This window comes from Terriglobales bacterium (genome assembly GCA_035561515.1).
In the GTDB taxonomy this organism is placed as follows: Bacteria; Acidobacteriota; Terriglobia; order Terriglobales; family Acidobacteriaceae; genus DATMXP01.
Map to the genome: position 1 here is coordinate 54,142 of DATMXP010000015.1, position 17,922 is coordinate 72,063.

Sequence of the window (17,922 nt, forward strand, 5' to 3'; positions counted from 1 at the left end):
CGTTCTCGCCCGCTATTTTGTGGTGGATTGCGCTGCTTGCCCAGCCCCATGCAACAGGTTGCCAATGAAATCGTAAACAGCTTCCGCTTCTCGTCCGTGTTCCGCGCGTTCGATCACCTGCACGATACCGCTTCCTACGATCGCCGCATCGGCAAACGACGTAACTTCGGCGAACTGCTGGGCATTCGAAATCCCAAATCCCACCGCAACGGGCAGCTTCGTAAAGTCCCGGATGCGGGAGACAAGACTGCTTGCGTCGGAGGCAATCTCCTGGCGTGTTCCGGTGACTCCAGTTCGCGAAACAGCGTAAACAAACCCGCGTGAAGCTTCGCAGATCGCATTCAGGCGCTCGTCAGGACTGGTGGGTGCCGCCAGGAAAACTGTATCTAGCTCGGCCTTGCGCATGATGGGCAAGTACTCGCCGGCCTCTTCGACTGGCAGGTCCGTCACTAGCACACCATCGACACCGGCTGCTTTTGCGGTGTCGGCAAAATGTTGCAGGCCCAAACGCACCAGCGGATTCAAATACGAAAAGACCAGCAATCCCGCTCGGGGCGCCTGCGCACGAATCTCTTTCGCAAGGTTCAGAACATCCGCCAGCGTCGTGCCGCCCCGTAACGCCCGTTCACTTGCACGCTGAATTACCGGACCGTCGGCAACGGGATCGCTGAAGGGAACGCCAAGTTCGATTATGTCCGCTCCTGCGCGGATTGCCGACAGCACGACTTCGCGAGAGGTCGCAAGGTCAGGGTCGCCACATGTGATGTAAGCGACGAGTCCGGGCTTGCGGTGAAATTGAAGCGCCATCAGCCCGCCAGCTCCTTCATGTTCTCGCGATGAATACCGATGTCCTTGTCGCCGCGTCCGGAGACATTCACGATCACAATCTCATCCTTTTTCATTGTGGGCGCGCGCTTGATTGCCTCGGCTACGGCATGTGCCGACTCCAAAGCGGGAATGATTCCTTCCATCCGTGCCAGAATCTTCGTGGCCTCGAGAGCTTCTTCGTCGGAAGCCGAAACATACTCTGCCCGGCCGACATCTCTCAGTTGCGCATGTTCAGGTCCAATGGACGGATAGTCCAGTCCGGCGGAAATCGAGTGTGTCGTCGCCACCTGACCGGCTTCATCCTGAAGCAGGTAAGAATACGTCCCCTGCAATACGCCTGGCGATCCGCCTTCGAACCGCGCTGCGTGTTCACCTAATTTCATTCCGCGGCCTCCGGCCTCCACGCCGATCAGCTTCACCTGTTTGTCATCGATAAACTCAAAGAATGCGCCAATCGCGTTTGAGCCACCGCCTACGCAGGCAATCACTGCATCGGGTAAACGTCCCGCCTGCTCAAGGATTTGTGCGCGAGCCTCTTTCGAAATGCAGCGATGGAAATCGCGCACCATCGTCGGATACGGATGTGCACCCAGCACGCTCCCCAGCATGTAATGCGTCGTGCGGACGTTCGTGACCCAGTCGCGCATCGCTTCGTTGATTGCGTCTTTCAGCGTTTTTTGGCCGGAATCCACACCACGCACTTCGGCACCAAGCAAGCGCATGCGGAAGACGTTCAGTTCCTGCCGACGCATGTCCTCGGTACCCATGTAGACGACGCAATCCATGCCAAACAATGCGCACACCGTTGCGGTTGCAACTCCGTGTTGACCGGCGCCGGTCTCGGCGATGATGCGATGCTTGCCCATCCGACGCGCAAGTAGCGCCTGACCGAGTGCATTATTGATCTTGTGTGCGCCGGTATGCAGCAGATCTTCACGTTTCAGGTAGATCTGCGCTCCGCCAAGTTCTGCGCTCAAGCGCCGCGCGAAGAATAACGGCGTTGGACGTCCGGCAAAATTTCGCAGGAGCTCATCCAGTTCCGCGTGAAACGCCGGGTCGGCCTTGGCTCTCTCGTACTCGCGCTCCAACTCCTGGAGCGCGGCCATGAGCGTTTCGGGGACATAGCGCCCCCCGTATGGACCAAACCTTCCAGCGAGATTGGCTGAAGCGGTACTCAAATCGACTCCTAATTTCGTGCGGCGCGAGCGGCGATCACAAACTCGCGCAATTTCTGAAGATCTTTCTTGCCTGGTTCGGCTTCGACGCCGGAGCAGACATCTACGCCCCAGGGGCGCAGCATTCTGATTGCATCCGCGACGTTCGTTGGCGACAACCCTCCCGCAACGATCACTCGCGTTTCGCGGGCAATGCCCGGCAGGAATTCTTCGACGCGTTTCCAGTCGAACGTCTGCCCGGTACCGCCGCGGTCGGTCTTTCCCGTCACAGGATCGTGAACGACGCTGTCGAGCAAAACTCCGTCGACGCATCTGTCCTGGAGAAAGTTACGCGCCAGGCCTTCCACGCCCGGTGCGACGTGCAGCGTCTTGAAGACACGCATCTGCCCCCGTGATCGCCGCGAACCATGACGAAAAAGCTGCTGCGCAAAATCCGGGGACTCATCTCCGTGCAGTTGCACAGCCGTTAGGCCTACTTCCGCCGCAATCTCCTCAATGGCAGCCGCAGACTCATCATAGAAGACGCCCACCTTTTCCATCGTGTGGGGCAATGCACGCGTGATCTCTTTTGCCACTTCGACGGTGATCCGCCGTTTGCTCGGCGCAAAAAGCATCCCGATTGAATCAGCGCCCGCTTCGGCAGCCGCTCGGGCGTCTTCCGGATTCGTCATGCCGCAGATCTTCACCCAAACCATCAGAGCGCCACCGATCTGCGAGCAAGAAGTTCGCTCAAGGCTTCTCCCGGATGATCCGCTCTCATCAGCGTTTCGCCGACGAGGAACGCGTGATAACCGGCTTCGCGCAATGATGCAATATCGTGTGCGCTCTCGATGCCGCTTTCGGCCACGCGGACCACTCCGTCCGGAATCATCGGACCAAGCCTTAACGCCGTATTCAGGTCAACGTGGAAGGTGCGGAGATTGCGGCTATTCACGCCGATCACATCGAAACCAATCGCCAGCGCGCGCTCGAGTTCGGTCTCGTCATGCACTTCGCAAAGTACATCCAGGCCGGTTTCCCGAGCCTTCGCATTAAACCGCTTCAACTCACCGTCCGACAGCGCCGCCACGATCAGCAGGATGGCATCTGCACAGTTGACGCGTGCCTCTACGATCTGAAACTCATCGACGATGAAGTCTTTTCGCAGCAGTGGAATGTTCACTGCTGCCGACGCTTCGACCAGGTAATCGAGAGAACCCTGGAAATACTCTTCATCGGTAAGCACCGAGAGCGCGGCCGCGCCCCCGTGTGTCAATTCCGCCGCCAGTGCAGCGACATGAAAACTCCCGCGGATCAATCCCTTTGAGGGCGATGCCTTCTTGAGCTCTGCGATTACCGCCGGTCCCTTCAACGACTTCGCTCGTAACGCATTGGCGAAGCCGCGCGGTTCGTGCGTGGCTGCTTGTCGTTCCAGTTCGGTCACACTCATCCGCGACTTCGTCTCGGCTACACGCCGGCGCGTAGAGGCGACAATCTGGTCCAGACTTACGGGCATCGGAATCCTTCGATTATGCAACAATTTCTGCGCGTCGTGCGATGTTGCAGCTCATCGAATAATTTATAGGTCTATACGAAACGCGTTATGCGTTGATGAGGACGGGGCGATGAACAGACCTCCCGGTGTTGTCGTCATTGCGGTTCTGTATTGGATAGGAGCGTTCTTCCTGCTGTTTGTTGGTGGCGTTCTGCTCATCGGCTTTACCGCATTCGGCGCCATGGCGCAGGGCATGCAGACGATTGTCGCCGGACTCGGATCCATCGGTGGCATCCTGCTTCTCGGCTTCGGCGCCATCTTGGCCTTTATCGGATATTCGCTATTTCAATTGAAGGAATGGGCGCGGATCACGGCCATCGTGTTTTCCGGCATCGCCATTCTCGCCGCCGTTCTCTCGTTTATATCGCCGATTGGCATGGGCATGATTAGCCGTGTCTTCCGTCTGGCGGTGAATGCCGTCATTGTCTGGTACCTCGTGCAGCCGCAGATCAAGGCTGCCTTCCGATAGGAGACTCATGAAGCACAATCTAGAAGACACGATCGCACTTCTGTCACGCACTCCCGCCGCACTCAACGTTTTGTTACGCGACTTGCCCGAATCCTGGACTCACCGAGCGGAAGGCGAAGGTACCTGGAGCGCCTTCGACATTCTCGGCCACCTCGTTCATGGCGAGCGCACAGACTGGGTCCCACGCACCAAACGAATTCTTGAATCGGGCGAGAGTGTGCCTTTCGACAAGTTTGATCGATTGGCGCAGTTCAAGGAATCCCAAGGCAAATCGCTACCGCAGTTGCTCGATGAGTTCTCCGCGTTGCGTTCGGAGAGCCTGAAGACCCTGCGTTCCCTTAACCTCACCGCGGCGGACATGGAGCGCCGTGGCACCCACCAGGCCTTTGGCGCGGTCACGCTGTCACAACTCCTGGCGACCTGGGCGGCTCACGATCTTACGCATTTACATCAACTGTCGCGGGTAATGGCACACCAGTACCGAGAAACTGTAGGGCCATGGACGGCTTTCCTCGGCGTACTGCAGTGCTCTGGACACAGCTCCTAATGTCAACTGGTGAGAAATTTCAGAAGATCGGGACTGGGCATTGTCCCGATACAGGAATGCCTCACACAAAAATGGAATGCAATTCCTTGACGCTCACCTCCGGTGAGCATAAAAGGCGGCTATTGCCGCGATTTTTTGCGGGGAGCGCCACATGAAACCGGTTCAAACTTTCAGCGTTGTTCCCAACCTTCCTCCCAATATTGAGGCCCTTCGAGAGCTTGCGTATAACCTTCGCTGGTGTTGGAGTCATGAGAGCGTCGAGTTGTTCCGGCGACTCGATGGCGATCTTTGGGAGACGACCGGCCACAACCCCGTCCGTATGCTGGGTTGCATTGAGCAGGAACGTCTGGAATCCGCTTCGAAGGACGATGCCTTTCTAGCGCATCTGGAGCGCGTTTCCAACCGGCTTCACGGCTACTTAGGTGGCGAGTCGACCTGGTTCCAGAAGCATTGCGGGAAGAAGGAAATGCCGGTCGTCGCGTATTTCTCGGCCGAGTTCGGCCTTACCGAGTGCCTGTCGATCTTCGCCGGAGGCCTCGGCATACTTGCCGGAGACCATCTCAAGTCCGCCAGCGATCTGGGGCTGTCGCTGGTTGGAGTTGGCCTGCTCTACCAGCAAGGCTACTTCAAACAGTATCTGAACCAATCAGGATGGCAGCAGGAAGCGTACGAGGACAATGACTTTGAAAACCTTCCGCTGAACGTTGCATACGGTGCCGACGGCAAACCTGTAGTCATCGAAGTAAAGCTCGCCGGACGACCGGTGTACGCCCAGGTGTGGCGCGTGCAGGTCGGCCGCGTTCCGCTCTATCTGCTCGATTCCAACATTCCCCAGAATGCGCAGTCGGCGGACCGGGATATTACCGACCAGCTTTATGGTGGCGACAAGGAAATGCGCATCCGGCAGGAGATGCTGCTTGGGATCGGCGGCTATCGTGCGCTGCAGGCTCTCGGAATTCAACCTACGGTTTACCACATGAATGAGGGACACTCGGCTTTCCTTGCCCTCGAACACACCCTGTCTCTGATGCACAAGCACGGGTTGAACTTTGCGGAAGCCCGAGAACTCGCTTCAGCAAGCCTGGTTTTTACGACTCATACTCCCGTCGAAGCCGGACACGACTATTTCCCACCTGATTTGACTGAGCGTTACCTGGGGGAGACGGCGTACCTGCTGGGCAAATCGAATCAGGAGTTCATGCAGTTTGGGCGTACGCGGAACATCGGCGATTTCTGTATGACGGTTCTGGCACTGAGGTTTGCGTCGCGCTGCAATGGAGTCAGCCGTCTTCACGGGGAAGTCAGCCGTCGGATGTGGCAATGGATGTGGCCCGGGGTGCCGCTGGAGGAAGTTCCTATCGGCCACGTAACCAACGGCGTCCATTTCCGCAGCTGGATTTCGCTCGAGATGAACCAGCTTTACGACCGCTACCTCGGCCCGAGTTGGCGGGAAGAACCGGCCAATTCCGAGTTATGGAGCCGTGCTCATAACATCCCGGCCGAAGAACTATGGAGAACCCATCAGCGACGCCGTGAGCGCCTGGTGGGGTGGGCGCGTGATCGAGTGCGGAATCAACGCATCCGCCGGGGTGCTCCACAGATGGAGATCGAAGCTGCCGACGAAATCCTCGACCCCGATGCACTGACCATCGGCTTTGCCCGCCGCTTCGCTACCTACAAACGTGCCACTCTCGTGCTCCGCGACCTTCCGCGCCTCCGGCGTATGCTCAGTGATACTGCCCGTCCGCTGCAGTTCATATTTTCCGGGAAAGCGCATCCTCGCGACGATGCCGGCAAGGAGTTCATCCGGCAAATCACGCAATTCAGCCGCGATCCGGAACTTGGACGCCATGTCGTATTCCTCGAAGACTACGACATGGCTGTCGCTCGATACCTGGTCCAGGGGGTGGATGTGTGGTTGAACAATCCGCTTCGTCCCAATGAAGCCAGCGGTACCAGCGGTATGAAGGCGGCTGCCAACGGCGTCCTGAACCTCAGCACCCTGGACGGCTGGTGGGACGAAGTGTGGCGCGACGCCGAACAACCGACCGAGATCGGCTGGAGCATCGGGAATGGCGAGTCCTATAACGACCAGAACTATCAGGACCAGGTAGAAGCCGAAGCGCTCTACGACATCCTGGAGCATGAACTCATTCCCATGTTCTACGACCGGGGTGCCGATCGCACGCCGCGCAGGTGGGTAAACCGCATGAAGACGTCAATCGCGGGGCTTTGCGGTTTTGTGAATACGCACCGCATGGTTAGCGACTACATCTGCGAGTACTACGAGAAGGCGCATGAGCAGTTCCGAAATCTTGAGGCTGACCAGGCCGCACGAGCGCGACAACTCGCGAAGTACCTGGACCGCGTGCAGCAGGAATGGCCCCACGTCTCGGTCCAGCACATTGAAGAAGCGCCCTTAGCCCTGGCTGTGTCCTCGCAGATACCCGTTCGCGCGGAGGTCAACCTTGGAGCGCTAACGCCCGAGGATGTAGTCGTGGAACTCTACTTGGGACGCGTTGACACCAGCGGTGAAATCGTCGATGCGCGGGCAGTCGTAATGGAGTCAAACGGTAAGGGGACGAATGGATTGTACGGGTTCTCAGCAAGAACGGAACTGACTCGCAGCGGACGCCACGGCTTCACGGTTCGCGTACGGCCAAATCATCCTGATCTCGCCTCGCTCAACCATGTGCCTGGACTGATCTGTTGGGCGGACGCACAGAACAGCGCATCGATGAAGGCGAAGGTCTGAAGAACAATCTGGCGGAAGCGTGTGCGAGTCGAACACACCGTAGACATCGCGAAGATGCCCACCGCCGGTTTTGAAGACCGGGAGGATCACCGGACCCCATGCGCTTCCGCGTGAGGTCATTGTAGCGTGTCAGGTGTGGAGTCTTAAGCGACGTCCGCGTTTTCCTCGTCCGGAACCGGCATGCCTGTCTGGATCGTCACCAGTCCAAGGTGCTTCACTGCAGCGTCTGCGCGTTCCCAGCGGTCGGGGACCGCATCTCTCCGGCGCAGCTTGTTCATGAATTTTCCGACACGCATGGAGCCCCGCATGAAGTGACCGGCCTTCAGTGGACCCTTGATCCTGTAATCTTGCAGGCAATGCATGGCGATACTGATTGCGCATCCGCACTGGGAGCAATCCGGTGTGCCACCGAAGATGCAAGGTTCCACACGCGTTTTCAGATCCGCCGAATAGTTTGCTGACATGGTTGCGAACGTACATTGCTCGGGATTTACCGGCGGATTCGTGAACGCTTCTCCCGTCTTACCGAACATCAGCAACTTCGGATATCGTTTTCTCCACTCGGGGAGCTTTGCAACGAGTCGCGCCTTTGCTTCGGGAGTCAGCATTTCCGGAGATTGTTCTCCCACCTGGGGCGTATAGAGGCTGAGCCAGATGGATCGCGATTCCGGACGTCCATTCCAGAACTCGAAGTATTCGTCGAGGTAGTCGTCGCGCTCCATCATCGGCTGTGTCACGGTCAGGTGCACGTTTACGCGGCAATTCTTTATGTTCTTCAGGATGCGTTCGTAGGTGGCAGGCTTACGACGGATGTCGTGATGCTCTGGCAGTCCATCTACGGAGATAGTTACGCGGATCTTTTCGTTCGCCGTCCATTCCGGCGGAATCGGGATCACTGCGCTGGTGACCACCATCGGCCAAACGCCCAGTGCCACCAGCCGCGGAAGGATGCGGCTCAACTCGCGATGCCGGATCATCGGCTCACCGCCGACCAGGGAAACATGCAGTGGCCGGTGTTTCTTTACCAGTCCGACGACACCTTCCACCAGATCATCCCCGCGATAATCCGCCAGTTCTCGCAGCACAACGCCTCCGCCGAGATGCGTGTCGTTGTATGCATAGCAACCGGGACAACTCAGCGGGCACTCACGGGTGATTTCGATCGACAGCATGGGCATGCTGCCCGTCAAGATCCGGCCCCATGCGGAGATAACGTCCTTACTCTTCATGGATACCTTTAGATGCGCCCCGGGTATGAACGCTCTTGTATTTCAGTGGGGCGAATGACGAGGCGGCGCGACGAGCCGGTCAAAGGGCACATGAAATGGTTCATGTGCCCGCAAACATCATACACGTTAGCGCTTTGCGGCGTCTGCCAGTTCGCGCTTGCTCAGATACCAGTCTGTAATATCCAGGCCCGGAGTCTTCACGCGAGCTTCGGCATCAGCTTGGGTCGGCGGAGGCGGTACTACGACTTTGTCTCCCGGACGCCAGTTCGCGGGCGTAGCGCATGCGTTTGCATCTGCCGTCTGGAGCGCTTCGAAGATGCGGATGAGTTCGTCAACATTGCGGCCAAGGGACATCGGGTAGTACAGAATGGCACGGATCATCCCTTTTGGATCAATTACAAAAACTGCACGGACCGTAGCGGTATCGCTTACGGCCTCATGCACCATGCCGTAGGAGCGTGCAACCTTCTGGTCGAGATCGGCGATGACCGGGAAGGGAATCTTCACTCCCACCTTTTCCTCAATGTTTCGCACCCAGGCGATATGTGAGTAGACGCTGTCAATGGAGTTGCCGATCAACTGCACGTTCCGTTTCTCGAAATCGGGATAACGCCGCGCGAATTCCACGAACTCGGTTGTGCATACCGGTGTGAAATCCGCCGGATGCGAAAACAACATCACCCATTTGCCTTTCGACGTGTAGTCGCTCAGATGAATGATTCCGTGTGTCGACTTTGCCTCGAACTCCGGAGCCGGTTCATTGATGCGAGGCATTCTGGAGATAGTTCCAGTAGCAGTCGCTGTGCTCATCTTCCTCTCCTGGTTTGTTATGTGGGTGAAAGGGCCAAAGTACAACGTTTGACGTCGGAACGCTGGCGAACAGAGAAACCGCCGATTAGGATACGCTCAGCGGTTAAGCGCGTCAAAAGCGCCCGTGCAGCCCGAATCACCGGAGATGCCATGCCAAGACTGCCATTTATTACTGTCGACGTATTTACCTCTACGCCTTTGCAGGGGAACCAACTGGCGGTGTTCACCGATGGATCGGGGCTTTCGGCGGAACAAATGCAGTCCATCGCGCGCGAAACGAACCTTTCCGAAACCACCTTTGTCATTCCGCGCACCTTTGAAGAAGTGAAGCAGAGCGGCTATCGCGTCCGTATCTTCACTGTGTATGAAGAACTCCCTTTCGCCGGCCATCCCACTTTGGGAACAGCCTGGGTGCTGCGTGGCATCGGTGGCGCCGACGAGATTGTCCTTGATTTGAACATCGGGAAGATTCCCGTGCGCTTCAGTACGGAAAATGGGCAGCCATTTGGGGAAATGCGGCAGACGGATCCAGTGTTTGGAAAGGTCCATTCGCGCGAAGATATCGCACGCATAGCCGGCCTAAACATCGGCGATATTTCCGACGATGTGCCGATCCACACAGTTTCCACAGGAGTCCCTTTCGTGATTGTTCCGATTGCGAAGTTATCTACCCTGCAGACGTTGAGCTTTGCTTACAGCGACGCAGTCGAATATCTGGCGAAGAGCGACGGCAAGTTCCTCTACTTCGTGTCGCGCGAAACCCTCGATCCACAGGCTCGTTTGCACGCGCGCATGATCTTCTACAACGGTGAGGATCCGGCCACCGGTTCTGCCGCAGGATGCACCGCTGGATGGATGGCAAAGCACGGCGTTGCGCGTTCCGACGAGCATGTGCTCATCGAACAGGGCATCGAGGCAAAGCGTCCGAGCAGAATTTTTGTCCGCGCGGAGAAGAAAGGTGATTCAGTGGTCAACGTGCGCGTTGGAGGGCAAGCTGTGGAAGTCGCGCGCGGCGAGCTGTTTTTCTAGCTTGGGCGGGCGTTTTCGTTGCGTCGATATTCACAACCCCTAGTGGATCATCAACGCAAATCTCAACGGCATAAATATTTCTTTGTTTGTTGTGTTGGCACTTGCCAGAAGGCCGCCAAACTCCTAGTATGCAGTTCGCTCTGATTGATTCGCCAATAGAGAAGACAAAAATATAAAGCGGTGCAGGACCAAATGCGGCCGCCGATTTGCCTACCAGCCATGGTTCCCGGCAACGGCCTACCGCCTGCGGCCTGTAAATCCGCAAGGGGACTAAATGAAGCCGAAGCGTACCATCCTGTGCGTCGACGACAACGAACAGTTACTCTCCATCAGAAAAGTGATGCTCGAAACCCGCGGGTACCGGGTTATTTCCTGCTGCACAGCGGAAGAGGCGCTTGAGCTGTTCAAGCGTGGTGGCATCGATCTCCTCCTTACCGATTTCGTCCTCCCCGGCATGGACGGCCAAAAACTTGTTCAGGAAGTGAAGAACCTCTCACCGCAGACACCTGCGATCCTGTTTTCCGGAAAGGTCAAGTTCTACGACCGCGACTGCCGTGCTGATCTCTTCCTGCCGAAGGGATCCTACGCTCCCATCGAACTGCTCGAGCGCATCCGGCTATTACTGGTTCGGAAGCGCGGCCCGAAACGGGCTGTCATCTCTCCCGCATTCATTGGTGCAGATCACCGTACAGCCGCCGCCAGTTAGTTCTCATACTTGCAATCACCACGCCCGGCGCGAGTGCCGGGCTTTTCTGTTTCCGGTCCCTCTGCTTATTTCCTCTAAGGTGAAACACTAAATTGCGCATTCGCGCCATCGATTCCGCGATGCCATTCTCCACCTTCTACCCTAAGGCCCGCGGTTAACTTTCCCCCCTGTTTTTCCACCTGTTTGAAGGCGCCTTTCTCTAGGTAAGTACTAAGCGAATCAGCGAGAGGTTTCGATTCAAGTCTCTGGATGACAATGCTTTGTATCGTTAGTGTTAGGTATCTCGTTTGTCCGCCTTAGATTTTGAGAGATTTCTAAGGCCCTAGCCCGGGTTTACCTAGGGCTCTATACCGCATGTAAATACAAGAGTCTGCCGATACTTTGTGAGTTGATGAACCCGCACTCTTGCCTTCGTTACACAACACTCGGAGGTCGGTTTTGAAAATCGCGATTCGCTTGGCTACGGTTCTCCTCGCGCTTTCGGCAGCCAGTTTTGCTGGAGTCACGATTAATTCCCCCGCAAATGGCGCGACGTCGAATTCGCCCGTTCACGTTAGTGCCTCGGCAACACCCAACTACTCGAACACTTCCATCAAGGCAATGCAGGTCTATATTGATGGAGGGCTCGTCTACAGCCAGCCCGGCAGTGCAGTAAACGCGTACTTCAAAATGGGCCAGGGTTGGCACAGCGTAACTGTGAAAGCGTGGGACTCGGCAGGCAATAGCTTCATGTCATCCCGCTCGGTACAGGGATCAGGTTCCGGCATTTTTCTAAATTCTCCTGCGGAAAACACCTCGGCTAGTTCGGTTCGTGTTCAAGGATCCTCCTACTCTCCTTACGGAATTGCCGCTATGGCGATTTACGACAACAGCAATTTGGTAACGAAGGTCGGCGGCAGCTACCTGGACACCACCGTGAACCTCTCTTCCGGTTCCCACTACCTGATGATTCAGGCATGGGACAACAAGGGCAACATCTTCTTCAACCCCGTGAAGGTCTATAACGGCGGCTCCACGAGTTCGTCCGGCAGCACCGGTTCCAGTTCGCAGGTAGCCATTCCGTCGTACGCGACCAAGAAGCTCGACATCGACCAGATGACTGGATGGGATCACTGTGACTCCTGCGCAGGGATCAACGGTTCCGGTCCGTCCACGCCCTACTCGATGACTCAGTTCATCTCGAGCCCGTCGATCGACGGCAAGTCGGCCACGTTCTGGCTCGGCGGCACCACGCCGTACAGCAACGCTCTGTGGTGGAAGCAGCTCGGCGCTATCGATACGGCAAAGAACTTCGTCTACGACCTGAAGTTCTACATCCCGAACCCCAGCGCCGCGCAGGCACTTGAGTTCGATATGAACCAGTCCGTCGGCGGCTACAAGTACATCTTCGGCACCGAATGCGGCATTTTCTCCGGCAACGGATGGCGCATCTGGGACACCGCGAACGTCCGCTGGGTGAGCACCGGCAAAGCCTGCAACGTGAAGGCTGGCGCGTGGAACCACCTGACCTGGGAATTCCAGCGAGTGGGAACGCAGACTCGATTCATCGCGGTTACGCTCAACGGCAACCGCCAGGTCATTGACAAATACTTCTGGGCCCGGCCGGTCAGCGCTCGCGAGCTGAACGTCGCCTTCCAGATGGACGGCAACTATCAGCAGACCGACTACCAGGTCTGGCTCGACCAGGTAAACCTTTACGTTTGGTAGTTCCTCCTGACGGATGCGGGCGCTCTTGCTGAGAGCGCCCGCTCTGTTTCCTTCCAAGAAACGGCAGGCAGTCCACCGAATCCGAAACGAAAGCCAAGCAGGCGCCCTACTCAGGGCGCCTTTTCTTTTTCATCGTGTAAACTGATTGTTTATGCCAGTCATCATCGAAGTCGCAGAGGCCCGCAAGTCTTACCATGTCGGCAAAGTGGACGTGCCGGCGCTGCGCGGCGTCTCCTTCAATGTGGATCGTGGCGAGTTCGTATCCATTCTTGGCCCGTCCGGTAGCGGAAAATCAACGCTGTTCTACCTCCTCGGCGGACTCACGCGCGCAGATTCAGGCAAAGTCGTGATCGACGGCGACGACTTCACCCGGCTGTCCGACGCCGAGCGTACCCGGCTGCGCAAGACGAAGATCGGTTTCGTTTTCCAGAAGTTCAACCTGCTCCCGACCCTCGATGCCCGCACCAATATCGAGATCTCGATGAATATCGCGGGAAAGAACAGCTCCGACCGTGCGTACCTCGATCGCATCACAGATCTCCTTGGCATCAGCAAGCGGCTCATGCATCGTCCATCGGAACTTTCCGGTGGCGAACAGCAGCGTGTCGCGCTTGCCCGCGCACTCATCAACCAGCCGGCCATTATCCTTGCCGACGAGCCCACCGGAAATCTCGACACCAGGAACTCCGAGGCCGTCCTCGACCTGCTGCGGCAATCAAACAAGGAACTCGGGCAGACGATCCTGATGATCACGCACAATCCCGAAGCCGCCGAGTTCAGCGACCGCTCCATCCACATGCGCGATGGGCAGATCGTCGATCCGGCCCACGAGCCGCACTTGCATCCCAAGAAGTAAGCCTGGAATCCTGATCTTCCTTCTTTGGGAAAGTCGAAATGTCCCACCGGTCCTGAGATTCAAGCGTTAATTGTGCTTCCTTGCAAGTAATCTGCCAGCCACTTCACGTGGTATTTGAGGCCGCCAGTGGTATCTATGCCTTATCTGGGAGGACCACATGGCGGATAGAAACTTCGAGCTCGACGTCCGGCCAGGCGCTCAGGCCACCACAACTGTAATCGCAGTTTCCGGAAAGATCGTCATGGAGAATGTCCCCGAGTTCCGCCAGGCATGGCAGACTCTGCAAGGCGACAAGGTAATCTTCGATCTTTCTCGGGTCACCTACATGGATTCCTCCGGCATAGGCTCTCTCGTGAACGCCCACGTCGCCTGTGCCAATCGCGGCAGAAAGATGGCGATTGCCGGCGCCTCCGACCGGCTACAGCGACTGATGAGCCTCACGCAGGTGGACAAGGTCTTCCGCCTTTATCCGGACCTTACAGCCGCTGAATCGGGACTCCAGACCACCGCGCGAGGGGGCATCGCCTGACGTAGGTGGCCGCGGATCGTCTCTTCGAGCATGTACTTTCGTCTGCGTATTCAGCGGGTAATTGCACCTTGGGCACGGTAGAAATCCTCTGCTCCAGTGCTACGGTTGGCCTTCAAGGAGTGCTGAATGAACAAGGTCCCACCGAAGCCCGCGCGGGCGTCATATGTCTCGAAAGCGTCCGCGCCAAAAGCGAAAATTCTGTACTGTGAAGATGACAGCAGCGTTCTAAGTGCTCAGGCCAGGGCGTTTGAAAAGGCCGGATACGCCGTTGAACGCGTGGAGGGTCGCAAAGCTGCCGAGCAGGCGCTACACGCTGGCAGCTATGACGTTGTGGTCCTCGGCCATACGCTGACCAAGGACGACCGCCATCACCTGCCGTACATGGCGAAGAAGGGTAGTCGCGACACGCGTGTCCTCGTGCTGCACGCCAGCGGAAAACACCCGGCGGTCGATTGGGCGCTGGATTCCCGCGAAGGCGACGAAGCCGTCCTCACGGCGCTGGCTTCCTTGGCAGAATACCGGTTAGCCATAGCTGGTTAACTTCACGAACTTACGACCCATCCTCGCCTGCTCTCGGCGAGCGTGGCTCCAGACAGCGATAAAAAGGGTCGGGCACGCAGCCCGACCCGATATCAACCACGGTCCACCCGGTTACACATTCACCTCAGCGGTCTTCATCTCCATCGCCTCTTTCCGAAGATTTTCAAAGAGAATGCTCGATAGATAGCGTTCTCCGTAACTCGGGAGCACGACGACGATCAGTTTGCCGGCGTTCTCCGGGCGTTTCGCTACCTGCACCGCTGCCCAGACAGCTGCCCCCGACGAGATGCCGCACAGAATGCCCTCTTCCACCGGCATACGGCGAGCCATGGCAAGAGCGTCATCGTTTGAAACCGTGACGACATCGTCGATCAAATCGGTTTTGAGAATCTGCGGAATGAAGCCCGCGCCCAACCCTTGGATCTTATGAGGACTAGGCGATCCTCCGCTGAGCACAGCGCTGTCCGTGGGTTCCACGGCAACGATCTTGAACGACGGTTTCTTCGGCTTGATGTACTCGCCGACTCCGGTGAGTGTGCCTCCTGTGCCGACGCCGCTGACGAGAATGTCTACCTTGCCTTCGGTATCGTTCCAGATCTCGGGGCCGGTGGTTTCGCGGTGAATCTTCGGATTTGCCTCGTTGGCAAACTGCTGAAGGATGAATCCGCCCGGGGTGTTGCGCTGGATCTCTTCGGCCTTGGCAATCGCGGCCTTCATGCCCTTTGGCCCCGGCGTAAGTATGATTTCGGCACCGAACGCGCGAAGCAGGACACGCCGCTCGAAGCTCATGGTGTCCGGCATGGTGATGATCAATTTGTAGCCCTTGACTGCCGCCGCAAAGGCGAGGGCAATACCAGTATTGCCGCTGGTCGGTTCGATAAGGACGGTTTGACCGGGGCTGATCTTGCCGGCTTTTTCAGCCTCCTCGATCATACTGACGCCGATGCGGTCCTTGACGCTACAACACGGATTAAAGCTCTCCAGTTTGGCTGCGATCTTCGCGCCAGCGCCATCCGTGACGTGGTTCAGGTAAACCAGCGGTGTGCCGCCTATCAGGTCGGTAACGTCATTCGCAATGTTCATGAAATAAGTCTCCTGGAGAGTTCTTTATGCTGAATCTGATGGTCTGGAACTTATTGAAGTTTCACAAATTACAGCGGTTATGGTGCAAATGCCACATGCGTTGGGCAGCCGGAAAACCTGTTTACGCCTCCCGGATTCCAACTTCCTGACATGTTCGGGCGCAGACGGTTGTCGGTTCGGAAGGGAACGCTGGTTCTGCTGGCGAGCCTTGCGGTCACAACAGCTGCGTTCGCACAGGGGAAGATTCAAGCCGTTGCCATCAATGGAAGGGTTCCATTAGGAATCGAAAGCTTCCGCCTGGTTCCAGCCAAGACAAACTTTTACTTGATGGCTTCCGCGGAGACACAGGACTTCATCGGACTTGCCCGCGTGATAGACGGAAAGAAATCGTACCTTGTCACGGGAAGCCGTCGCCAGCGGGTGAAGTTCTATCCCGATCAATTACACTTCCGCCTCACCGCGAGTGCACGAGAAGATCTGGTTCGCGACACGCCCTTCGACACCGAGTCAAAGCTGACTCTGGAAGATCTGCTGGTGAAACTGAAGTTTCGGGTGAAGATCTTTCACGGACTCCAGTACCGATACGTAGAGCCCGAGTCGGTGGACGAAATCGGGATGCCGCCCAATGTGCCGTACGATGAGCGCATCTATCGCATTGGATTCAAGATTGGCAAGGTGCCGATCGAAGATCGTGTGGTGATGGAAGTGTTCTCGCCCGCAGGTGAGCGGTTATGCAAGTTCCACCTCGACTTGCTGTAGTTCTTCCGCTTCCTCTTCCAGCATGAACTCCAGTACCTCTTGCGGCGAAGCCGCATTCCAGACCGGATAAAACGACTGGCGGTGAAGCGGCGAAGGTCCAAATTCCTTCAGCGCCTTGATGTGTGCGGGCGAACGGTATCCCTTGTTGGAGGCGAGTTTATAGGCGGGAAAGATCGGGTCCCACGCGGAGATCATGGCATCACGAGCTACTTTGGCGACGATAGAAGCAGCAGCGATCGAGGCGGAGAGTGCGTCACCATGGATGATCGACTTCTGCTGCATGGCAAGATCCAGCTTCATCGCGTCAATAAGCAGGCAATCCGGCTGCGGAGTGAGCGCACGGACCGCTTCGGTCATGGCGAGGCGTGTGGCGTGGTAGATGTTGAGTTGGTCGATGCGGGCCACATCGACGGCGGCTATCGACCACGCGATGCAGTGCTCCTTGATGCGCTCGGCAAGGACGTCGCGCTTCGCGGCCGGAAGGAGCTTGGAGTCGCGAAGTCCCTTAATGCGGTACTTGGGATCGAGGATTACGGCGCCGGCGACTACTGGTCCGAACAGTGCACCCCGACCGACTTCATCAACGCCGGCGATCAGTTGGGCACCTTCGCAGGCGAACTGTTTCTCGAACTTGGTCGTACACTTCAGGCGTTTGAGCAAACGCATTTTCAGCGTCGCCTTGGATACGCCGTCTGGGTTCGAGTATTTGGGTTTGCGGGGCACTTCGTGGAAGCTATTGTAACTGCCAACGGGAACGGGCAGTCCGGTCTTCCGCAAGAAATTGTGCCCCGGCCGGGATGCGAGATCTAGGCGTCTTCTTCGTCGGCACCATGACGCCTGAGCAGCGAAGGCAGGTTTTGCGAGAACGAGCTGCGCGGCAGCACCATGTCGCAACCGGCTTCCTGTGCCTTTAGTTTCAGGTCGGCTTGAAGGTGCGAAAGGAATCCGATGATCGCGGTTCCTTTCTTGAGCTCCTTTTTCAGCTTCGGGATCGTAGTCAACGGCTTCGCGTTGGCGTTGTTCAGGTCGAAGATAATCAGCGACGGTTTGTCTTCACCGTTCGAGCCGAGTCGGTCGAGGATGTCCTTGTCGGTCTTAACGAACTCGACCTTCACGTTGAGCTTGCGAGCCGTCTCCTGGATTTTCGCCAGGAAGAAGAGGTCGTCGATGAAGGCAAAGATGCGAGGAACTGCGTTTTCGTCCATGGGCTTTCGGATGGGTTCCGGTTCGGGATGCACGTAAGCGCCCGGAATTGCGCCACCGCGACCGCGCTGGCTGGTTTGGCCGCCATTACGGTAGCTGTGGTCCATGGGGCGGGTGTAAATGCCCTGAGGATCGCGGGACTGTGCCCCACCCCCTCCACCAC

19 protein-coding genes and 1 tRNA gene are annotated in these 17,922 nt (G+C 57.2%); 10 read left to right on the forward strand and 10 right to left on the reverse strand.

The features are described 5' to 3' along the window. Positions 1-12: 12 nt before the first annotated feature. Genes trpA through trpC form a run of 4 tightly spaced genes read right to left on the reverse strand, consistent with a single transcriptional unit; the run spans position 13 to position 3,498 of the window. Positions 13-807: a tryptophan synthase subunit alpha gene (gene trpA, locus VN577_06180; GenBank protein HWR14395.1), complete on the reverse strand. Its 795-nt coding sequence runs from the start codon at positions 805-807 to the stop codon at positions 13-15. Beyond that, positions 807-2,006, reverse strand: coding sequence for a tryptophan synthase subunit beta (gene trpB, locus VN577_06185; protein HWR14396.1), 1,200 nt, complete (start codon positions 2,004-2,006; stop codon positions 807-809). The genes trpA and trpB overlap by 1 nt, the downstream gene beginning before the upstream one ends. 8 nt (positions 2,007-2,014) lie before the next feature. Next, positions 2,015-2,698 (reverse strand): phosphoribosylanthranilate isomerase, encoded by a 684-nt coding sequence (locus tag VN577_06190; GenBank protein HWR14397.1) that lies wholly within the window; start codon positions 2,696-2,698, stop codon positions 2,015-2,017. Continuing rightward, positions 2,698-3,498 carry an indole-3-glycerol phosphate synthase TrpC gene (trpC, locus tag VN577_06195; protein HWR14398.1) on the reverse strand — a complete coding sequence of 267 codons (801 nt, stop codon included), beginning with the start codon at positions 3,496-3,498 and terminating at the stop codon, positions 2,698-2,700. Before trpC ends, VN577_06190 begins: the two co-directional genes overlap by 1 nt. 109 nt (positions 3,499-3,607) lie before the next feature. On the opposite strand from trpC, the gene VN577_06200 reads away from it, so the two are divergent. The 3 genes from VN577_06200 to glgP all read left to right on the forward strand — a co-directional run bounded on the left by VN577_06200 (position 3,608) and on the right by glgP (position 7,308). Continuing rightward, entirely contained in the window at positions 3,608-4,006 is a 399-nt protein-coding gene (locus tag VN577_06200; GenBank protein HWR14399.1) for a hypothetical protein, read from the forward strand. Between the two features lie 7 nt (positions 4,007-4,013). Beyond that, positions 4,014-4,553 (forward strand): DinB family protein, encoded by a 540-nt coding sequence (locus VN577_06205; GenBank protein HWR14400.1) that lies wholly within the window; start codon positions 4,014-4,016, stop codon positions 4,551-4,553. A gap of 151 nt (positions 4,554-4,704) precedes the next feature. Continuing rightward, the gene (gene glgP, locus VN577_06210) at positions 4,705-7,308 is read left to right on the forward strand and encodes an alpha-glucan family phosphorylase (protein HWR14401.1); all 2,604 of its coding nucleotides are present in this window, start codon (positions 4,705-4,707) and stop codon (positions 7,306-7,308) included. A 9-nt stretch (positions 7,309-7,317) separates the two neighbouring features. Here glgP and VN577_06215 read toward each other — a convergent pair. The 3 genes from VN577_06215 to VN577_06225 all read right to left on the reverse strand — a co-directional run bounded on the left by VN577_06215 (position 7,318) and on the right by VN577_06225 (position 9,347). After that, positions 7,318-7,416, reverse strand: a tRNA-Sec gene (locus VN577_06215). Between the two features lie 35 nt (positions 7,417-7,451). Continuing rightward, complete coding sequence (locus VN577_06220; protein ID HWR14402.1) at positions 7,452-8,537, reverse strand: radical SAM protein; 1,086 nt, start codon at positions 8,535-8,537, stop codon at positions 7,452-7,454. 126 nt (positions 8,538-8,663) lie between these two features. Further along, entirely contained in the window at positions 8,664-9,347 is a 684-nt protein-coding gene (locus VN577_06225) for a peroxiredoxin (GenBank protein ID HWR14403.1), read from the reverse strand. A gap of 150 nt (positions 9,348-9,497) precedes the next feature. Between VN577_06225 and VN577_06230 the strand changes: the two genes are divergently transcribed. From VN577_06230 to VN577_06255, 6 genes are all read left to right on the forward strand, one after another. Then, complete coding sequence (locus VN577_06230; GenBank protein HWR14404.1) at positions 9,498-10,376, forward strand: PhzF family phenazine biosynthesis protein; 879 nt, start codon at positions 9,498-9,500, stop codon at positions 10,374-10,376. Positions 10,377-10,650: 274 nt separating this feature from the next. Then, positions 10,651-11,082, forward strand: a complete 432-nt coding sequence (locus VN577_06235; GenBank protein ID HWR14405.1) for a response regulator — start codon at positions 10,651-10,653, stop codon at positions 11,080-11,082. 438 nt (positions 11,083-11,520) lie between these two features. Next, entirely contained in the window at positions 11,521-12,789 is a 1,269-nt protein-coding gene (locus VN577_06240; protein ID HWR14406.1) for an Ig-like domain-containing protein, read from the forward strand. A 151-nt stretch (positions 12,790-12,940) separates the two neighbouring features. Beyond that, positions 12,941-13,645, forward strand: a complete 705-nt coding sequence (locus VN577_06245) for an ABC transporter ATP-binding protein (protein HWR14407.1) — start codon at positions 12,941-12,943, stop codon at positions 13,643-13,645. A gap of 157 nt (positions 13,646-13,802) precedes the next feature. Beyond that, on the forward strand, positions 13,803-14,174 hold the full coding sequence (locus VN577_06250; GenBank protein HWR14408.1) for an STAS domain-containing protein: 372 nt from the start codon (positions 13,803-13,805) through the stop codon (positions 14,172-14,174). A gap of 126 nt (positions 14,175-14,300) precedes the next feature. Beyond that, the gene (locus VN577_06255; protein ID HWR14409.1) at positions 14,301-14,714 is read left to right on the forward strand and encodes a hypothetical protein; all 414 of its coding nucleotides are present in this window, start codon (positions 14,301-14,303) and stop codon (positions 14,712-14,714) included. 111 nt (positions 14,715-14,825) lie between these two features. Here the strand turns inward: VN577_06255 and cysK are convergent, their stop codons facing one another. Beyond that, positions 14,826-15,797 (reverse strand): cysteine synthase A, encoded by a 972-nt coding sequence (gene cysK, locus VN577_06260; protein ID HWR14410.1) that lies wholly within the window; start codon positions 15,795-15,797, stop codon positions 14,826-14,828. Between the two features lie 150 nt (positions 15,798-15,947). Here cysK and VN577_06265 point away from each other — a divergent pair, with 150 nt between their 5' ends. Further along, entirely contained in the window at positions 15,948-16,556 is a 609-nt protein-coding gene (locus VN577_06265) for a hypothetical protein (protein HWR14411.1), read from the forward strand. Here the strand turns inward: VN577_06265 and VN577_06270 are convergent. Both VN577_06270 and VN577_06275 read right to left on the reverse strand, forming a co-directional pair. Then, positions 16,527-17,222 (reverse strand): ribonuclease HII, encoded by a 696-nt coding sequence (locus VN577_06270; protein ID HWR14412.1) that lies wholly within the window; start codon positions 17,220-17,222, stop codon positions 16,527-16,529. The genes VN577_06265 and VN577_06270 overlap by 30 nt on opposite strands. Before the next feature lie 140 nt (positions 17,223-17,362). Beyond that, positions 17,363-17,922: hypothetical protein (locus VN577_06275; protein ID HWR14413.1), on the reverse strand; the 560-nt coding region annotated here is incomplete at its 5' end.